Origin of the sequence: Nocardioides sp. CF8, from assembly GCF_000389985.1 — a bacterium.
GTDB classification, from domain to species: Bacteria; Actinomycetota; Actinomycetes; order Propionibacteriales; family Nocardioidaceae; genus Nocardioides; species Nocardioides allogilvus.
Genome location: NZ_CM001852.1, coordinates 3,613,684 through 3,630,243 on the forward strand (window position 1 = coordinate 3,613,684; position 16,560 = coordinate 3,630,243).

Below are 16,560 nucleotides of genomic sequence, written 5' to 3' on the forward strand. Positions count from 1 at the left end.
TGTGACACCATTACTGTCACAATGGTCAAGGGGTGTGGCCTGATTCACTACGATCGGCACCCACGACCAGGTCCGGAGGAGGTACGCCGCATGGCACCCGCAGCATTCGACGAGCTCCAGCAGCCGCTGCTGCTCACGCTCGACGAGCTGACCGAGCGGGTCGGCATCAGCGTGCGCAACATCCGCTTCTACACCAGCAAGCGGCTCGTGCCACCGCCGCTGCGCCGCGGTCGCTCGGGCTACTACACCGCCGACCACGTCGCCCGGCTCGAGCTCGTCCGCGAGCTGCAGAACCACGGCTTCACCCTCTCCGCGATCAAGGGCTACGTCGATCGCATCCCCGAGGACGCGACGCCGTCCGACATCGCGCTGCACCTCTCGCTGCTCGCCCCGGTGACCGGCGAGAGCGACGTCGACGTCCATGACGGACTCGTCGGCATCGGCGTACCCACCTCCGCTGCGGAGGCGGTCGCCGAGGTCTATGCCCGCCACGGCCAGCAGGTCGCCGACGAGCTCTCCGAGATCGTGCGCCGCCACGTCTGGCCGGCCGTGCGCGACGCCGGCGGAGACGTGGAGACCCTGCGCGAGCTGGTCCACCGGCTCAAGCCGCTGACCATCGCGGGCCTGGTGAGCGCCTACGAGCAGGCGATGGACGCGAGCGCCGACTCCTACGAGCGCCGGGGATCGGCCCAGCGCACCTGATGACCGGCGCCGCCGTCTACCTCATCCTCGGCCTCGCGCTGCTGCTCGCGATCGTCCTGCCGCAGGCGACCCGGCGCATCGCCCTGTCGCCCCCGATGGTGCTCGTCGCGGTCGGCATGCTGATCGGGCTGCTGCCGCTGCCGGACGGGGTGAGCCTGGAGCCGGAGGCCAACCGGACGGTCATCCTGCACGTCACCGAGCTCTGCGTCCTGGTGTCACTGATGGGCGTCGGCCTGGCGATCGACCGCGCGCTCGACCTGCGCTCGAGGACGTCATGGCGCACCTGGTCCCCGGTCTGGCGGCTCCTCGCTGTCACGATGCCCGCCACGGTCCTTGGCGTCGCACTGATCGGGTGGTGGGTCGCGGGCCTGGCGCCGGCCGTCGCGCTGCTGCTCGGTGCCGTGCTGGCACCGACCGACCCAGTGCTCGCCTCGGACGTGCAGGTGGGTGAGCCGCTCACCGAGGACATCGGCGACGCTGAAGATCCCGACGACGACATCCGGTTCTCGCTGACGGCCGAAGCGGGCCTCAATGACGGGCTGGCGTTCCCGTTCGTCCACCTCGCGCTGCTGCTGCTGGCGGGGGGCTTCGCAGTCCTCGATGCCGGCACCTGGCTGGGCTGGTACGTCGTCGGCAAGATCGTCCTCGGCGTTCTGGTCGGCCTCGTGGCCGGGTGGCTTCTGGGCCGTCAGGCCTTCCGGGCCCGCACGGACAGCCTCCGGCTGGCCGACCACGGCGAGCCACTGCTGGCTCTGGCCGGGCTGCTGGCGACGTACGGCGCCGCGGAGCTCCTCGGGGGCTACGGGTTCCTGGCCGTCTTCGCGTGCGCGATGAACCTGCGCGCAGCCGAGCGGCGACACTCCTACCAGCGGGAGATGCACGCCCTGGTCGAGCGGCTCGAACGCCTCATCACCTTGCTGGTGCTGCTCGTCCTCGGCATGGCGATGACTCGCGGGCTGCTGGCACACCTGGACTGGCGTGGGGTGGCGCTGGCCCTCGCTCTCGTGCTGGTGGTGCGGCCACTGGCCGGGTACGCCGCACTCTCCACGCTCCCGCGAGCAGAGCGGCTCGTCGGCGGGCTGAGCCGGGGCGAGCGACTGGCGGTGGCGTTCTTCGGCGTCCGCGGCGTGGGTTCGCTCTTCTACCTTGCCTACGCGACCAGCCACCACGACGTGCCGGGCGAGTCGTGGCTGTGGTCGACGGTGGCCTTCACCGTGGTCGTCTCCGTGCTCCTGCACGGGGTCACCGCGACGCCGGCCATGACGCGGCTGGACGCTCGCCGCGCTGCCGGCCGCTGAACCCGAGTCCTCAGGTCACCGACAGCGACGCCGCCCCCAGGCCGCCGACCTCGACCCGGAACGACGAGTGGCCGGCGACCGGCACCGCGTCGGTCATGGCACCGGCGAGCACGAGCGCGCCCGCCGGCAGGCTCTCACCGCGTGCCGCCAGGTGCTCGGAGAGGTGGACCAGGGCCAGGACCGGGTCGCCGAGGATCGCGGCCGGAGACGTGGTCGCGACGAGCTCGCCGTCGACGAACCAGCGCGCCTCCGCGCCGCGGACGTCGCGCAGCGGCGCCCACTCCCCGACCACGAAGCCGGCCGCACTGGTGTTGTCCGCCAGCACGTCGCCGAGCCGGAAGCGGTAGCCCGTCCAGCGCGAGTCGATGACCTCGAGCGCGACGGCGACACCGTCCACGACGTCCGCCACCTCGTCAGGTGTGATCGCGCGATCGAGCACGGCGCCGAGCCGGAAGGCGATCTCGGGCTCGACGCGCGGCTGCCCGAGGCTCGCGAGGTCCAGCACGTCGCCGGCCATCGCGTCGGTCAGGAAGCCGACGATGGGCTGGTGCACGCCCATGGTCTGCTGCTTGGCCGCACTGGTGAGGCCGAGCTTGGCGCCGACGACACGCTCCCCCGCGGCCGTCCGCGCGACGCGGTCGGCGTCCTGGACGGCGTGGCCCCACGCCTCGTCCACCCCGTCGAGGGTGTCGCTGAAACGCTGGAGGGTACGGCGATCGCCGCGCGCAGCAGCGAGGAGCGCCGCGGCCTCGTGCGGATCGAGGCTCATCCGAGCTCGCCGCGCGCGTAGCTGTAGGACGCCTCGACGATGCCGGCCACGACCTCGAGCTCCGCGTCGTCGCGGGGGCCGTAGACCATGAGGAACCCGGGCGAGAGGCGCACGCCCGCCCACATGTGCGACTGCGCCCAGCCCTGGGCGATCGCGTCGCCGGCCAGGTCGAGGGGCAGCGCGAGGTGGAGCGACCCGTCGTGCGCAGGGTGCAGGTGGGCGAACTCCTTGACCTCGGCGACCAGGAAGGCGTCGTCGGGGCCGTCGGCGGCGGGTGCGACGAAGCCGCGGGCGCCGGGGACCGAGATCATCGACTGCCCGCTCGTGATGCCGCCGAGTGCGGAGATCCGCTCGAACAGGGCCTCCTGCAGGTGCGCGGGAGAGTTGTCGGTGAGCTGGGCCTGGGGGATGCGGAAGTGCACCTGCGGCCGCTCCCCGGTCCGGGCGGGGAGCGTGCCGCCGGCCAGGGTCGGCCACGACACGGGCTGCGCGGCCAGGCCGACGGGCTCCGCCCCGCGCCGGGCCAGCCAGGCCAGGCGGTGCGTGAGCCACTCGGCGAGCTCGGCGGCCGTGCCCTGGGTGAGGCCGTGGCCACCCGGGTCGCGCCGGGCGGACGCGGCCGCGCCCGAGGCGCCGAGCAGGTAGGACCAGGTGCGAGCCAGCAGCTCGGCGGGGATGACGTGGTCCTGGTCGCCCTGGGCGACGAAGACCGGCAGCCCGGTCAGGCGGCCCGGCTCGACCGGGACGCCGGCATCCTCGAAGGGCAGCGTGCCGTAGAGGATCGCGGCAGCGGCGTACCGCGCAGGATCGGCGAGGACGAGTCCACCCGCGAAGGCGGCTCCGCCACTGAAGCCCGCGAGGACCACGGGCCGGCCTGCGGGAGCGACCGAGTCGAGCCAGCCGCGGAACCACGCCATGGTCTCGGCCAGGCTCTCCGCGACCGGGCGGCCGATGCCGCGGTTGGCGAACCACGCATAGCCGCCGCCCTCGCCGATGGGCGCGCGCACAGCGGCGTACGACGGACCCTCCGGCAGGTGGCCGGCGAGCCCGATGATGTCGGTCTCGCTCGAACCGCGACCGTGCAGCAGCACGACCAGCGGGCGGGACGGGTCGTCCTGACCGGCGGCCCAGGCGACCACGGGGTCGGCGAAGGCGGTCATCGGGCCACGACCGGAATGTTGTCGGCTGCGGTGCGGACGCCCGCCCAGGCGCGGACCTCGGCGGCGAGGTCGAGCCGCTCGACCGGGGCCTCGTGCTCGAAGCGGCCCCAGTCCTCGCGCGGCAGCATCCACATCACCTCGAACTCGTTGCCGTCCGGGTCCTTGCCGTAGACGCTCTTGGTGGCGCCGTGGCTGGACTCACCCGTGTAGGCGTCGTGGTTGGCAAGGCTGAGCCGCGCCAGCTCGAGCTGCTCGATCGTGTCGACCTGCCAGGCGAGGTGGTAGAGCCCGATCCCCGGCCGCTTGACCTGGTCGGCGCCGATGCCGAACAGGCCGAGGTCGTGGTGGTTGCCGCCGTGCGTGAGGCGCAGGAAGGCCGCATGGGCACGGGGCTCCGTGGCTGCGACCTCCATGTCGAAGACCGAGGTGTAGAAGTCGATCGAGCGCTGGAGGTCGGCGACGAAGAGGACGGCGTGGTTGAGCCGGACCGCGGGGATGGGCATGGTGCTCTCGCTTTCGTTCGGGACCATGATAGTTGAAGGTTTAACCACTGTCATCCCGCATCCATTCCCGCCGCCGTGCGAGGCTGACCGGCATGACGACAGTCCTTGTGACCGGTGCGACCGGCTTCGTCGGTCGACGGGTGGTCCCCGCCCTGACCGACGCCGGCCACACGGTGCGCGCGATGACGCGCCGGCCCGAGGACTACGCCGGTACCGGCGAGCCCGTGGGCGCCGACGTCGACGATCCGGCGTCGCTCGCCGAGGCGCTGGCGGGCGCGGACGTCGCGATCTATCTCGTGCACTCGCTCGACGACCCCGACTTCGAGCGCAAGGACGCCCAGGCCGCGCGCAACTTCAGCCGCGCCGCGGCTGACGCCGGCGTGCGCCAGATCGTCTACCTCGGCGGGCTCGGCGCCGACGACGAGCACCTCTCCGCCCACCTGCGCTCGCGCCGGGAGGTGGAGGGCCTGCTCGGCACCGACGGCGTCCCGGTCACGACGCTGCGGGCCGCGATCGTCGTCGGCGACGGCGGCATCTCGTGGGAGATCACCCGCCAGCTCGTCAAGAACCTGCCCGCGATGGTCGTGCCGAAGTGGGTGCACACGTTGTCCCAGCCGATCGCGATCGACGACGTGGTGCGCTACCTCGTCGGCGTCGTCGACGAGCCGGCCGCACTCGGCCGGGTCTTCGAGATCGGCGGCCCCGAGCAGCTGACCTACCTCGAGATGATGCAGGTCGCCTCCGAGGTGGCCGGCGGCCGGCGCATCCCGATCGTCACGGTGCCGGTGCTGACCCCGCGGCTCTCGTCCTACTGGCTCGCGCTCGTCACCGACGTCGACGCCACGACCGGGCGCAACCTCATCGACTCGATGTCGACCGAGGTGATCGTGCGCGACACCTCGATCCGCGACCTGGTCCCCGGCGACCCGTTGACCTACGAGCAGTCCGTACGGCGCGCGCTGGCCGATCGTCAGGCTCGCCCGAGCTCAGCCGAAGATCGCGGGTAGCGCGAACAGCATCGCCACCGACCAGGTGACGTGCGTGAGGATCGGCGCGAGCACGCCGCCGCTCGCGCGTCGTTGCAGGCCGCACACGGCACCGAGCAGGACGGCGGCGAAGGCCAGCATGATGTTGCCGGTCGCGAGCGTGGCGACGAAGTAGGCCACGGTCGTCCACACGACAGGGTGGCGCGGGATCGCGGCATAGGCGGCGCCACGGAAGAAGAGCTCCTCGGCGACGCCGTTGACGACCGTGATCACCAGCAGCAGCGGGATCGAGCCCTGGTCGGCGAAGTCGAGCACCGATCGCACCTGACGGTCGAGCCACTCGATCTCGCGGACGACGAGGCCGCCGACCACGAAGACCGCCGCCAGCAGCAGCCCGAGTAGCACCGGCGCGACGACCGGTCGCGCGTGCGTCGCGTCGCGGGGGATGCGACCGAGGTGGAGACGGCCGCTGAGGACGGCCCCGATCGCCCAGACGAGCGCGAGCAGGGCCGTGCCGGCATAGAACAGGTCGCTGCCGGGCTCGATGCGCAGCGACCAGCCGAGCACGGCCGCCCCGACCAGCACCACGACGACGGTCACGACCTGACGTCGACGCAGGGCCTCGGTGGTGTCGCGCTGGTCGCGCGGCACCACGGTCCACAGGGATCGGCGCAGCCAGTCGAGCATGCTGCTCACCCTAGGACCCGGCCAGATACCGGGTCCGCCCGTCCACGCCGACTCCGCCACTCGACCGCAGTGCGGCCCCGGAGACGCAAACGCGGTGGTGTGCCACCGCAGGAGTGGCAACACCACCGCAGTGCGGTGCTGTGGAGCGGCGGCCCGGGGGCCGACCGATCAGTGCGGGATCAGCGTCCGGAGAAGCCGGCAGCCGAGTGCGAGCGACCGCTGGTCGAGGCACCCTGGCTCCGGTTGCCGCCGCCACCGCCGCCGCTGCTGCGACGACCGCGACCGCCGCCGGTCGAACCGCCGGCCGAGCCGCCGGTCGAACCCTGGCCACCCTGGCCGCCACCGGAGCGACGACGCTGGCCGCCACCCGTGGAACCGGCGGAACCGCCGGTCGCGGTGGCGCCGCCCGTCGGGTTGCCCCGACGCGACTGGCCGTTGGTCTGGCCGGTGCTGCGGGCGCGCTTGCGCTGGGCGTTGGCACCGTTGGACGAACCGCCACCGGAGGGGGCCACGTCGGGGACGAGACCGCCGGGCGTGCTGCGCTCGCCGGGGGCGAGCTCGACCAGCATCGGGTGACCGGGGCCGTGCACCTTCGTGGTGGTGGGCTTGATGCCCGCGAGACGGGTCAGGTCGCGCACGTCGCGCACCTGCTCGTCGGTCATGAGGGTGATGACCGTGCCCTCGGCGCCGGCACGCGCCGTACGACCGGAGCGGTGCAGGTAGGCCTTGTGCTCGACCGGCGGGTCGGCGTGGATCACGAGCGCGACGTCGTCGACGTGGATGCCACGAGCGGCGATGTCGGTCGCGACGAGGGTCGCGGCCTTGCCGGAGTGGAAGGCCTCCATGTTGCGGGTGCGCGCGTTCTGCGACAGGTTGCCGTGCAGCTCGACGGTCGGGACACCGGACTTGTTGAGCTGGCGGGTCAGCGCCTTGGCACCGTGCTTGGTGCGGGTGAACACGACCGTGCGGCCCGGCGCGCTGGTCAGGTCGACCAGGATCGGGACGCGCTGGTCGCGGTTCACGTGCAGCACGTGGTGCGACATCGTGGAGACGGTCGCCTGCGCCGAGTCGGCCTCGTGCGTGACGGGGTTGGTCAGGAAGCGCTTGACGATGACGTCGATCGCCTTGTCGAGCGTGGCGGAGAAGAGCAGGCGCTGGCTGTCCTGCGGCGTCTTGTCCATGATCCGGCGCACGCCGGGCAGGAAGCCCAGGTCGGCCATGTGGTCGGCCTCGTCGAGGATGGTGACCTCGATGGCGGACAGGTCGGCGTACTTCTGCTGCATCAGGTCCTCGAGGCGACCCGGGCAGGCGACAACGATGTCGATGCCCTTCTTCAGGCCGGTGGTCTGCGGGCCCTGGCTGACGCCGCCGTAGACGACGATCGTGGAGAGGCCGGCGGCGTCGGCCATCGGCTTCAGCGCGGCGTGGATCTGGCCCACGAGCTCACGCGTCGGGGCGAGGATCAGCGCACGCGGCTTGCGCGGCATGGCCGGCATCTTCGAGGCGTCGAGGCGCGCGACCAGCGGCAGCAGGAAGGCGTAGGTCTTGCCGGAGCCGGTGCGGCCCCGGCCGAGGACGTCGCGACCCGCGAGGGAGTCCGGGAGCGTCGCGGCCTGGATGGGAGTGGGGGTGGTGATGCCCTGCTTCTCGAGGATGTCGATGAGCATGGAGGGCACGCCGAAGTCGGCGAAAGACATGTGGAACCTTTTCGTTGGCGTCTCGCCAACACATCGCGCAGAGCGCGGCATGGCCTCGAAAGGATTTCGAGGTAAGCGGACCCGTGGTGTTGCTGGGCCTGCTGCGACTCGGGGCAAGACTGGCCGAGGCGACTTCGTCCACAACCTTAGTGGGACTCCTGATGTTCCTGTGAATCTTCGCGGTGTGACCTTCACGTCACTCCCCCGCTCGCGCGAGAGACAGCGGTGTCCGCCAGTCACTGGGTGAACGTCGGACACCGCCATCTTCGAGCGTTCAGGAGTCGCCCTTCTGTACGGCGGCGCCGCTCTCGATCAGGGCATCGACGTCTGCGACCCCCCAGGCCGTCAGGGCCTCGCGGGTGTGGGCACCGGCTCCCCCGGGCGGCATCGTGATCGTGGAGACCGTGCGGGAGAACCGCGGAGCCGGCGCCGGCTGGGTGATGCCGGCGCTCTCGACGAACGTGCCCCGGGCCGCGAGGTGCGGGTGGGCGGGGGCTGCGCTGAGCGGGATGATCGCGGCCACGCACGCGTCGGTGCCGTCGAAGACCTCCGACCACTCGGCCTGGGTCTTCTCCTTGAACCGCGCCGCGAGCGCCTCGCGGATCGCGCCGAGGTTCGAGAGGTCGTTGCGGTCCGGGAGGTCGATCTCCAGGCGCCGTACGAGCTCGTCGTAGAACTGGGGCTCGAGCGCCCCCACGCTCATGTGCTGGCCGTCGGCGGTCTCGTAGATGTCGTAGTAGGGCGTGCCGCCGTCGAGCAGGCCGCTGGCGCGCCGGTCGCTGGCGACCCCGAGCGTGGTCAGCGTCGTGGCCATCGCGTTGAGGTGGGCGGTGCCGTCGACGATCGCCGCGTCGACGACCTGGCCCTGCCCGCTGGTCTTCGCCTCGAGCAGCGCGGCGAGCACGCCGATGACGAGGTAGGTCGAGCCGCCGCCGAAGTCGCCGACGAGGTTGCCCGGGAAGTGCGGGCGGCTGCGGTCCTGGCCGAGGCCGTGCAGGGCGCCGGTGATGGCGATGTAGTTCATGTCGTGGCCGGCCGCCTGGCTCCACGGGCCGTCCTGGCCCCAGCCGGTCATCCGGCCGTAGACCAGGCGCGGGTTGCGTCCCCAGCAGTCGTCGGGGCCGAGGCCGAGCCGCTCGGTGACGCCGGGACGCATGCCCTCGATCAGCACGTCGGCGCTCTCGACGAGGTCGAGGACGGTGGCGACCGCCTCGGGCTTCTTGAGGTCGAGCGCGATGCTCGGGCGGCTCCGGGTCAGCACGTCGTGCTCACCGCTGCCGAACATGCCGCCACCCGGGCGATCGATCCTGATCACGTCGGCGCCGAGGTCGGCGAGGATCATGCAGGCGTGCGGGCCGGGCCCGATGCCGGCGATCTCGACGACCTTGACTCCCTTGAGCGGACCGGTGCCCTGACCGAGTTCATACGTCATGCACTGATCATGACACCAACACTGTCACGGTTGCGAGGGGCCGTCTCAGCGCCACATGAAAACCCGCTGATGCGGGGGATCGTCACCTTCCTGGGTGTTGCAACACCCCAGAACCCTCGATTCCCCCGCTTATGCGGGGAATCAGCGAGCCGCCGCGAGCGCCTGCGCGAGGTCGGCGCATAGATCGTCGGCGTCCTCCAGGCCGATCGAGAGCCGCAGCAGGTCGTCGTGGGGCTTGGCCTCGCTGGCCACCGGCCGGTGGGTGAGCGCGGCGGGGTGCTGGACCAGCGAGTCGACGCCGCCCAGGGAGACCGCGTGGGTGAAGAGCGCGACCGCCTCGGTGACGCGGGCGGCTGCGGCGTACCCGCCCTCGACCCGGAACGCGAGCACGGCGCCGGGGCCGCGCATCTGGCGTCCGACCAGGTGCAGCGGGTCGCACTCGGGCAGGCCGGGGAAGAAGACATCGCCGACGCCGGGCTGCTCCGCGAGCCACGTCGCGAGCTTGCTCGCGCCCTCCTGCTGGGCGCGCATGCGCAGCGGCAGGGTGGCCAGCCCGCGGTGCAGCAGGTAGGCGCCCATCGGGTGCAGCAGCGCCCCCGTGACCGCACGCACCCGGCGCAGCGCCCCGGCCCACTGCTCGTCGCAGGCGATGATGCCGCCCATCGCGTCACCGTGGCCGCCGATGTACTTCGTCGCGCTGTGCAGCACGAGCGCCGCGCCCAGGGCTGCCGGGTTCTGGAGGACCGGCGTGGCAAAGGTGTTGTCCACCAGCACGGGTACGGCGCCTGCTCCATCGACCACGGCCGCGATGTCGACGAGCTCGAGCGTGGGGTTGGCGGGCGTCTCGAGCACGACGAGACAGGTGTCGGCCCGGACGACCGAGGCAACCTCGTCGGCGGTGCAGAAGGTCGTCTCGATGCCGAGCGTGCCCGACGCGAGGAGGTGGTCGGTTCCGCCGTACAACGGGCGAACCGCGACGACGTGGCGGCCGCCGGAGCCGTGCTCGGCGACAGCGGCGAGCACCGCAGCGGTCATGGAGGCCATCCCGGTCGAGAAGGCGACGGCCGCCTCGGTCCGCTCGAGGGTCGCGAGACCCTCCTCGAAACGGGCCACCGTGGGGTTCCAGAGGCGCTGGTAGACCAGCCCGCCCTCCGTGGGACGGCCGCCAGTGGCCATGGACTCGTAGGAGTCCCCGCCCAGCCCGATCGAGGGCAGCGGGTTGGTGGTGGAGAAGTCGAGCGGGAGCGCGTGCACGCCCAGCGCCGAGAGGTCTCCACGGCCGGCGTGGACGGCTTGGGTGTCGAGGCTGGTCATACGGCCATCGTGGAAGAATCAGCGGGAGAAGGGAATGTAGTTCGCAGAAGCATGCCGAGATCGGCGCACACGCCGCAGAATCCGAGGATTTCCGATGCCACGACCCATTCCAGCGACAGAACATGCGGCGCTCGACGCCGTCGACCTGCGCATCCTGTCCGAGCTGACCGAGGACGGCCGGGTCACCAACTCGGCCCTGGCGGCGCGGGTGGGCATCGCCGAGTCGACCTGCCTGGCCCGCGTGCGCTCGTTGCGCGAGCGCGACATCGTGCGCGGCATCCACGCCGACGTCGACCTGGCCACGCTCGGATTCCCCATCCAGGCAGTGATCAAGGTGCGGCTCGGCAGCCACAACCGCGACCACGTGGCGACGTTCCACCGGGCGCTCCCCGCGATCCCGGGCGTCGTGCGGATCCTGCACGTCGGCGGCGAGGACGACTACCTCCTCCAGGTCGCCGTCGCCTCGACCCAGCAGCTGCGAGACCTCGTGCTCGAGCACATCAACGTGCACCCGATCGTGCGGCACACCGAGACCCAGATCGTCTTCGAGGAGATGGTGGGCGCCGGGGTGCTGTGACGCACCACCCCTTGCAACTAGTTGCATAGGTCTGGCACGATCCCCGGCATGGCCCTCGAACACGCGCTCCTCGTCGCGCTCTCCGAGCGCCCGGGATCGGGCCTCGAGCTCGCGGGCCGCTTCGAGAAGTCGATCGGCTTCTTCTGGCACGCCACGCACCAGCAGATCTACCGCGTGCTCGGCCGGATGGAGACCAACGGCTGGCTCAGCGTCGAGACCGTCGCGCAGAGCGGCCGACCCGATCGCAAGGTCTACGCCGTCTCGCCCACGGGGGCGCAGGTGCTCGCCGACTGGCTGGTCGAGCCGCTCCCGATGGAGGCCTTCCGCAGCGACCTCGCGGTCAAGCTCCGCGCTGCGTCGTACGGCGAACGCGCGGCCTTGCTCCGACGGGTGCGCGAGACCCTCGGGGACCACGAGACGCGGCTGGCGCACTACCGCGAGCTGGAGAAGCGCGACTACCCCGTCCCGGCCGACCTGGCCGGACCCGACCTCGACCAGTACCTCGTCCTGCGCGGTGGCATCCGCCTCGAGGAGTTCTGGATCGGCTGGCTCAACGAATACCTGGAGGCCCACGCATGACCCCCTACCCGCATCTCCTCGCCCCGATGACCATCGGCGACCTCACGCTGCGCAACCGCGTCGTGATGGGCTCGATGCACACCGGGCTCGAGGACAAGCCCTGGGACATCGACAAGCTGGCGGCCTACTTCGCCGAGCGCGCGCGGGGCGAGGTCGGGCTGATCATCACCGGCGGCTACGCCCCCAACAAGCGCGGCTGGCTCAAGCCCTTCGCGTCCGAGCTGACCACGCGCCTGCAGGCCGCGCGCCACCACCGGGTGACCGACGCGGTGCACGCCGAGGGCGGCGCGATCGCGATGCAGATCCTGCACGCGGGCCGCTACGGCTACCACCCGCTGAGCGTCAGCGCGTCGGCAAAGAAGTCGCCGATCACGCCGTTCAAGCCCTCCGCCCTCTCGACGAAGGCGGTCGACCGGACCGCGACCGACTTCGCCAAGTCGGTCGCGCTGGCGAAGAAGGCGGGCTACGACGGCGTCGAGATCATGGGCTCCGAGGGCTACCTCATCAACCAGTTCCTCGCCGCCCGCACCAACGAGCGCACCGACGCCTGGGGCGGCAGCGCCGCGAAGCGGATGCGCTTCCCGATCGAGATCGTCCGCCGCTCGCGCGAGCTGGTGGGCGAGGGCTTCCCGATCATCTACCGGATCTCGCTCCTCGACCTCGTCGAGGGCGGCCAGAGCTGGGACGAGGTCGTCGAGCTCGCGGGTGAGCTCGAGGAGGCCGGCGTGAGCGTCTTCAACACCGGCATCGGCTGGCACGAGGCGCGCGTCCCGACCATCATCACCCAGGTCCCGCGCGGCGCCTGGCGCTCGGCGACGGCCCGCCTCAAGGAGGTCGCCGGCGTGCCGGTCTGCGCCTCCAACCGGATCAACTCCCCGGAGATGGCCGACGACATCTTGGCGTCGGGCGAGGCCGACCTCGTGTCGATGGCCCGGCCGCTGCTCGCCGACCCGGACTTCGTCGCCAAGGCGAGGGACGACCGGGCCGAGGAGATCAACACCTGCATCGCCTGCAACCAGGCCTGCCTCGACCACGTCTTCGCCAACAAGCTGGCCTCCTGCCTGGTCAACCCGCGGGCCGCGCGCGAGACCGAGCTGATCCTGCTGCCGACCCGCACGCGCCACAGCGTCGCGGTCGTCGGTGCCGGCCCGGCCGGCCTCGCCGCCGCGGTCAACGCCGCCGAGCGCGGCTTCGCGGTCACCCTGTTCGAGCAGTCCAGCGAGATCGGCGGCCAGTTCCGCCTCGCCATGCAGATCCCCGGCAAGGAGGACTTCGCCGAGACGCTGCGCTACTTCGCCGCGCGCCTCGACGCGCTCGACGTCGACGTGCGGCTCGGCACCGCCGCCACCGCCGCCTCTCTCGCCGGCTTCGACCACACCGTCATCGCCACCGGCGTCGTCCCACGCATGCCGGCCATCGAGGGAATCGAGCACGCCGTGTCGTACGCCGATGTGCTCTCCGGCAAGGTCGAGGTCGGTCGCCGCGTGGCGGTCATCGGTGCCGGCGGCATCGGCGTCGACATGAGCGTCTTCCTCACCCACGAGGAGGAGAGCCTCGACGAGTGGATGGCGCACTGGGGCGTCGGCGACCCCACGCTGCACGCCGGCGGCCTGACCACCCCGAAGGCCCGCTCCGCCGCACGCGAGGTCACGCTCGTCCAGCGCAAGGAGACGCCGATCGGCATCGGGCTGGGCAAGACGTCCGGCTGGGCCCACCGGGCCGTGCTGAAGCAGTCGGGTGTGGCGCAGGTCCGCGGGGCGACGTACGACCGGATCACTCCCGAAGGCCTGCACATCACGGTCGACGGTGAGGCGCGCTTCATCGAGTGCGACGACGTCGTGATCTGCGCAGGTCAGGAGTCGGTACGCGACCTCTACGACGCGGTCGGCGGACACCTCGTCGGTGGGGCCGACGTCGCCGCCGAGCTGGACGCGAAGCGGGCGATCAAGCAGGCCACCGAGGTCGTCGCCGCGCTGTAGGGCCGCGGCGCGCGACTTGTCCACACGGCGGATCCGAGCAATGGTGACGGGGACACATTCTCCATTTCGGAAGGGAGAGCCATGCTTGCTCTCACCGAGAACGTGACCGAGATCGTCAAGCAGCTCGCTGCGGAAGTGCCGGAGATCTCCGGCCTGCGCATCTCTGCTGAGGCCGACGGGCAGTCCCTGTCGGTCAGTCCGGCCGAACAGGCCCAGCAGGACGACCAGGTGGTCGAGCAGGACGGTGCCACCGTCTTCATCGACCCGCCGGCCTCCGAGCTGCTGGCCGACAAGGTCCTGGACGGCGGCGTCGACGAGCAGGGCAACATCCAGTTCGCGCTGGGTCAGCAGACCTGACCCACAGCACCACCGTTGGAGTCCTGGGCCTCGCTGCGAGGCCCAGGACTCCGCTCATGTCAGCCCGGCCCGTCGAGCCACGGCTGGCGGAGGTCGTAGTACGTCGGCTCCCCGACGTTGAGGGAGCCCATCTCCTCCATGATGGCCTGCAGCTCGGGCGGCGGCTCCTTCTGCTCGCCCTCGCGCGCGGCCTCCTCGGACGTGAAGTAGAGGCACATCGTCCACTCACCGTCCTCGTGGTTCGCCGACACGCTGCCGAGGATGTCCGGGCGGAAGCTCGCCCAGTCCGTCGGGTCCTGCGCCATCAGCTCGCGGACCCGACCGGGGTCGGTCGACCTGCCCTGCATCACCTGCACGAAGCCGGCCGTCGCCGGGTCACCCGGGGTGTCCACCTCCACGTCGGAGCTGTTGCGGAACTCGGGCTCGCCGGTGAACAACGCCTCCATCCCCGACCACCACTCGCCCTGCTCGGGGCGGTCGCTGTTGCGCATCGCGGCCTCCTCGGACTCGAAGCGGGCCAGCGCGATGAAGGTGCCGTCGTCGGTCACGCCTCCGGTGCTGCCCAGCCACCCCTCGGCTCCGGGAGCCAGGTCGCTCATCCATCGATCCATCTGCGCGCGTGCCTGCCCGGCATCCGACACCGGGCCCTGGAAAACCTGCACGAACATGTCGTCCTCCATGCGTCTCGGCCCCCGTGCCCCGGGCACCCGAGGCGATCTTTCGACGCTACTCCGACCCGCCTGCGGAGGAATCCCCTGACTGGGGCACTTCCGTGCCGGGTAGCGCACGGCCTGTCCGACCCGGTCGCCCGGGAGGCGGCATCTACGGTGGCGCCATGCCCACGGACCAAGCACCACCCGACCGCGCCGCCCGCTGGGGAGCGCTCGCGCTGATGGCGCGGCCGGCCTACATCGTCACCGAGCTGATCACGGCCGCCGCGACGACGGGCGGCTACAGCTTCGTCGCCGACTCGGTGAGCAAGCTGGGCGAGGTCGGGTCGTCCGACGGATATGCGTCCCCGCGGCACGAGGTGATGAACGGTTCGTTCGTCGGCTTCGGGGTGCTGCTGGCCGGCGGCGCGTGGTTGTCCAACAGGGAGCTCGGGCCGTGGGTCACGGGCCTGCTCGTGGTCTCGGGCGTGAGCTCGGTCGCGACGGGTCTCGCGCCGCTCGACCGGGACGCGACGTTGCATGCCATCGCGGCGACGCCGCTGTTCGTGGCGCAGCCGCTCGCGCTGATGGGCCTCGGACACCGCCTCCGCCACCGCCAGCCGCGACTCGCCCAGGCCCTGCTCGCGACCGGCGTGGTCACCGCCGCAGGAGCGGTCGGGTTCGTGCTCACCGGGGAGGACGGAGCCGCGGCCGGCGCGCTCGAGCGCCTCGCGCTGTGGCCGGTGCTCTTCGGGCTCGCCGGGTGGGCGTGGAGTCAGCGGCGGGCAGGGTTTCGTGACGGTCGCTGAGCGACCTCCTCAACCGCCGGCCACGGGCGGCAGCGTCACGACCTGGCCCGCATAGCTGAGGCCTGCGCCGAAGGCGATCAGCAGCGCCAGGTCGCCGGGCTTCGCCTCACCGTTGCGGAGCATCGCCTCGATCGCGAGCGGGACGGAGGCGGCGGAGGTGTTGCCGGAGTCGACGATGTCGGTGGCGACGGCGACCGACTCGGGGAGCTTGATGTTGCGCGACAGGGTCTGGGTGATGCGCAGGTTGGCCTGGTGCGGGATGAAGGCGTCGAGGTCCTCGACGGTGACTCCGGCGCTCGCGAGCGCCTCGTGCGCCACCTCGGCCATCGCGAACGGCGCCCAGCGGAACACCGCCGTACCCTCCATCTGGACGACGGGGGTGTCGGCATGCGCGCCGAGGCAGCTCGGGCTCTGGTTGATCACGTGGGCCTTCGAACCGTCGGACCCCCAGGCCGTCGGGCCGATCCCGGTCGCCTCCGCCGGTCCCACGACCACCGCGCCCGCACCGTCGGCGAAGATGAAGGCCGTGCCCCGATCGGTGGGGTCCATGAAGCGGCTCAGCTGCTCGACCCCGATCACCAGCACGTGGGTCTCGGCGCCCGAGCGGACCATCGAGGACGCCAGGTTGAGCGCGTGGCAGAAGCCCGCACAACCCGCCGAGACGTCGAAGGCCCCTGCGGTCGACCCGAGCCGGGTGGCGATCTGCGGCGCCGAGGCGGGTGTGTGCTCCGGGTGGGTCGAGGTCGCCACGATGACGCAGCCGAGCTGGTCGGCACTCACGCCGGAGACGGCCAGCGCGCGTTCGGCGGCGGTTGTCGCCATACCGATCAGGGTCTCCTCCGAGCCGGCGAAGCGACGGGTCTTGATCCCGGACCGGGACTGGATCCACTCGTCGTCGGAGTCGAGGACCTCGCAGATCTCGGCGTTGGTGACGACCCGCTCCGGGCGATAGACACCCAGGCCGAGCATCGCCGCGTGCGTGAGTTCGGAGGTCTGCTGGATGGTCATGCTGCGAGCATAGGCACGTCGTCCGACCCGCGGGTTGCCTCGGGCGCGGGAGA

At 71.7% G+C, this 16,560-nt stretch carries 17 protein-coding genes; 8 read left to right on the forward strand and 9 right to left on the reverse strand.

The genetic code is table 11. The annotated features are described in order from the left end of the window. Positions 1-90 precede the first annotated feature (90 nt). Positions 91-702, forward strand: a complete 612-nt coding sequence (locus tag CF8_RS21190; RefSeq protein WP_051204259.1) for a MerR family transcriptional regulator — start codon at positions 91-93, stop codon at positions 700-702. Then, the gene (locus CF8_RS17605; RefSeq protein ID WP_010834455.1) at positions 702-2,000 is read left to right on the forward strand and encodes a cation:proton antiporter; all 1,299 of its coding nucleotides are present in this window, start codon (positions 702-704) and stop codon (positions 1,998-2,000) included. The genes CF8_RS21190 and CF8_RS17605 overlap by 1 nt, the downstream gene beginning before the upstream one ends. 10 nt (positions 2,001-2,010) lie before the next feature. Here CF8_RS17605 and CF8_RS17610 read toward each other — a convergent pair whose 3' ends face one another. The 3 genes from CF8_RS17610 to CF8_RS17620 are packed head-to-tail and all read right to left on the reverse strand — an operon-like array spanning position 2,011 to position 4,432. Then, positions 2,011-2,769: a 2-keto-4-pentenoate hydratase gene (locus tag CF8_RS17610; RefSeq protein WP_010834456.1), complete on the reverse strand. Its 759-nt coding sequence runs from the start codon at positions 2,767-2,769 to the stop codon at positions 2,011-2,013. Beyond that, entirely contained in the window at positions 2,766-3,929 is a 1,164-nt protein-coding gene (locus CF8_RS17615) for a luciferase domain-containing protein (protein ID WP_010834457.1), read from the reverse strand. The genes CF8_RS17610 and CF8_RS17615 overlap by 4 nt, the downstream gene beginning before the upstream one ends. Continuing rightward, on the reverse strand, positions 3,926-4,432 hold the full coding sequence (locus tag CF8_RS17620; RefSeq protein WP_010834458.1) for a VOC family protein: 507 nt from the start codon (positions 4,430-4,432) through the stop codon (positions 3,926-3,928). Before CF8_RS17620 ends, CF8_RS17615 begins: the two co-directional genes overlap by 4 nt. A gap of 92 nt (positions 4,433-4,524) precedes the next feature. Here CF8_RS17620 and CF8_RS17625 point away from each other — a divergent pair, with 92 nt between their 5' ends. Further along, positions 4,525-5,439 (forward strand): NAD(P)H-binding protein, encoded by a 915-nt coding sequence (locus CF8_RS17625; protein ID WP_010834459.1) that lies wholly within the window; start codon positions 4,525-4,527, stop codon positions 5,437-5,439. On the opposite strand, the gene CF8_RS17630 is transcribed toward CF8_RS17625, so the two are convergent. From CF8_RS17630 to CF8_RS17645, 4 genes are all read right to left on the reverse strand, one after another. Next, entirely contained in the window at positions 5,419-6,105 is a 687-nt protein-coding gene (locus CF8_RS17630; RefSeq protein ID WP_036491363.1) for a CPBP family intramembrane glutamic endopeptidase, read from the reverse strand. The two genes, CF8_RS17625 and CF8_RS17630, sit on opposite strands and share 21 nt — an antisense overlap. 179 nt (positions 6,106-6,284) lie before the next feature. After that, positions 6,285-7,802 (reverse strand): DEAD/DEAH box helicase, encoded by a 1,518-nt coding sequence (locus CF8_RS17635; RefSeq protein WP_010834461.1) that lies wholly within the window; start codon positions 7,800-7,802, stop codon positions 6,285-6,287. 274 nt (positions 7,803-8,076) lie between these two features. Then, positions 8,077-9,234: a CaiB/BaiF CoA transferase family protein gene (locus tag CF8_RS17640; protein ID WP_010834462.1), complete on the reverse strand. Its 1,158-nt coding sequence runs from the start codon at positions 9,232-9,234 to the stop codon at positions 8,077-8,079. A 141-nt stretch (positions 9,235-9,375) separates the two neighbouring features. After that, complete coding sequence (locus CF8_RS17645; protein WP_010834463.1) at positions 9,376-10,548, reverse strand: trans-sulfuration enzyme family protein; 1,173 nt, start codon at positions 10,546-10,548, stop codon at positions 9,376-9,378. A gap of 94 nt (positions 10,549-10,642) precedes the next feature. On the opposite strand from CF8_RS17645, the gene CF8_RS17650 reads away from it, so the two are divergent. The 4 genes from CF8_RS17650 to CF8_RS17665 all read left to right on the forward strand — a co-directional run bounded on the left by CF8_RS17650 (position 10,643) and on the right by CF8_RS17665 (position 14,040). Continuing rightward, positions 10,643-11,125, forward strand: coding sequence for an Lrp/AsnC family transcriptional regulator (locus CF8_RS17650; protein WP_010834464.1), 483 nt, complete (start codon positions 10,643-10,645; stop codon positions 11,123-11,125). 48 nt (positions 11,126-11,173) lie between these two features. After that, positions 11,174-11,704 (forward strand): PadR family transcriptional regulator, encoded by a 531-nt coding sequence (locus tag CF8_RS17655; RefSeq protein WP_010834465.1) that lies wholly within the window; start codon positions 11,174-11,176, stop codon positions 11,702-11,704. Next, positions 11,701-13,683, forward strand: a complete 1,983-nt coding sequence (locus CF8_RS17660) for an NADPH-dependent 2,4-dienoyl-CoA reductase (protein ID WP_010834466.1) — start codon at positions 11,701-11,703, stop codon at positions 13,681-13,683. The genes CF8_RS17655 and CF8_RS17660 overlap by 4 nt, the downstream gene beginning before the upstream one ends. An 81-nt stretch (positions 13,684-13,764) precedes the next feature. Next, the gene (locus CF8_RS17665) at positions 13,765-14,040 is read left to right on the forward strand and encodes a HesB/YadR/YfhF-family protein (protein ID WP_010834467.1); all 276 of its coding nucleotides are present in this window, start codon (positions 13,765-13,767) and stop codon (positions 14,038-14,040) included. 59 nt (positions 14,041-14,099) lie between these two features. Here the strand turns inward: CF8_RS17665 and CF8_RS17670 are convergent, their stop codons facing one another. After that, positions 14,100-14,708, reverse strand: coding sequence for a hypothetical protein (locus CF8_RS17670; RefSeq protein WP_036493530.1), 609 nt, complete (start codon positions 14,706-14,708; stop codon positions 14,100-14,102). Positions 14,709-14,875: 167 nt separating this feature from the next. Between CF8_RS17670 and CF8_RS17675 the strand changes: the two genes are divergently transcribed. Next, complete coding sequence (locus CF8_RS17675) at positions 14,876-15,499, forward strand: DUF998 domain-containing protein (RefSeq protein ID WP_010834469.1); 624 nt, start codon at positions 14,876-14,878, stop codon at positions 15,497-15,499. Between the two features lie 9 nt (positions 15,500-15,508). Here CF8_RS17675 and CF8_RS17680 read toward each other — a convergent pair whose 3' ends face one another. Beyond that, positions 15,509-16,507, reverse strand: a complete 999-nt coding sequence (locus CF8_RS17680; protein ID WP_010834470.1) for a beta-ketoacyl-ACP synthase III — start codon at positions 16,505-16,507, stop codon at positions 15,509-15,511. Between the last annotated feature and the right edge of the window lie 53 nt (positions 16,508-16,560).

Bases quoted from the DNA above. Each gene is read 5' to 3' on its own strand.
- CF8_RS17655 (WP_010834465.1), top strand. From the start codon at position 11,174: ATGGCCCTCGAACACGCGCTCCTCGTCGCGCTCTCCGAGCGCCCGGGA.
- CF8_RS17610 (WP_010834456.1), bottom strand. From the start codon at position 2,769: ATGAGCCTCGATCCGCACGAGGCCGCGGCGCTCCTCGCTGCTGCGCGC.
- CF8_RS17645 (WP_010834463.1), bottom strand. From the start codon at position 10,548: ATGACCAGCCTCGACACCCAAGCCGTCCACGCCGGCCGTGGAGACCTC.
- CF8_RS17670 (WP_036493530.1), bottom strand. From the start codon at position 14,708: ATGTTCGTGCAGGTTTTCCAGGGCCCGGTGTCGGATGCCGGGCAGGCA.
- CF8_RS17680 (WP_010834470.1), bottom strand. From the start codon at position 16,507: ATGACCATCCAGCAGACCTCCGAACTCACGCACGCGGCGATGCTCGGC.
- CF8_RS17615 (WP_010834457.1), bottom strand. From the start codon at position 3,929: ATGACCGCCTTCGCCGACCCCGTGGTCGCCTGGGCCGCCGGTCAGGAC.
- CF8_RS17630 (WP_036491363.1), bottom strand. From the start codon at position 6,105: ATGCTCGACTGGCTGCGCCGATCCCTGTGGACCGTGGTGCCGCGCGAC.
- CF8_RS17635 (WP_010834461.1), bottom strand. From the start codon at position 7,802: ATGTCTTTCGCCGACTTCGGCGTGCCCTCCATGCTCATCGACATCCTC.
- CF8_RS17650 (WP_010834464.1), top strand. From the start codon at position 10,643: ATGCCACGACCCATTCCAGCGACAGAACATGCGGCGCTCGACGCCGTC.
- CF8_RS17665 (WP_010834467.1), top strand. From the start codon at position 13,765: ATGCTTGCTCTCACCGAGAACGTGACCGAGATCGTCAAGCAGCTCGCT.
- CF8_RS17620 (WP_010834458.1), bottom strand. From the start codon at position 4,432: ATGCCCATCCCCGCGGTCCGGCTCAACCACGCCGTCCTCTTCGTCGCC.
- CF8_RS17675 (WP_010834469.1), top strand. From the start codon at position 14,876: ATGCCCACGGACCAAGCACCACCCGACCGCGCCGCCCGCTGGGGAGCG.
- CF8_RS17625 (WP_010834459.1), top strand. From the start codon at position 4,525: ATGACGACAGTCCTTGTGACCGGTGCGACCGGCTTCGTCGGTCGACGG.
- CF8_RS21190 (WP_051204259.1), top strand. From the start codon at position 91: ATGGCACCCGCAGCATTCGACGAGCTCCAGCAGCCGCTGCTGCTCACG.
- CF8_RS17660 (WP_010834466.1), top strand. From the start codon at position 11,701: ATGACCCCCTACCCGCATCTCCTCGCCCCGATGACCATCGGCGACCTC.
- CF8_RS17640 (WP_010834462.1), bottom strand. From the start codon at position 9,234: ATGACGTATGAACTCGGTCAGGGCACCGGTCCGCTCAAGGGAGTCAAG.
- CF8_RS17605 (WP_010834455.1), top strand. From the start codon at position 702: ATGACCGGCGCCGCCGTCTACCTCATCCTCGGCCTCGCGCTGCTGCTC.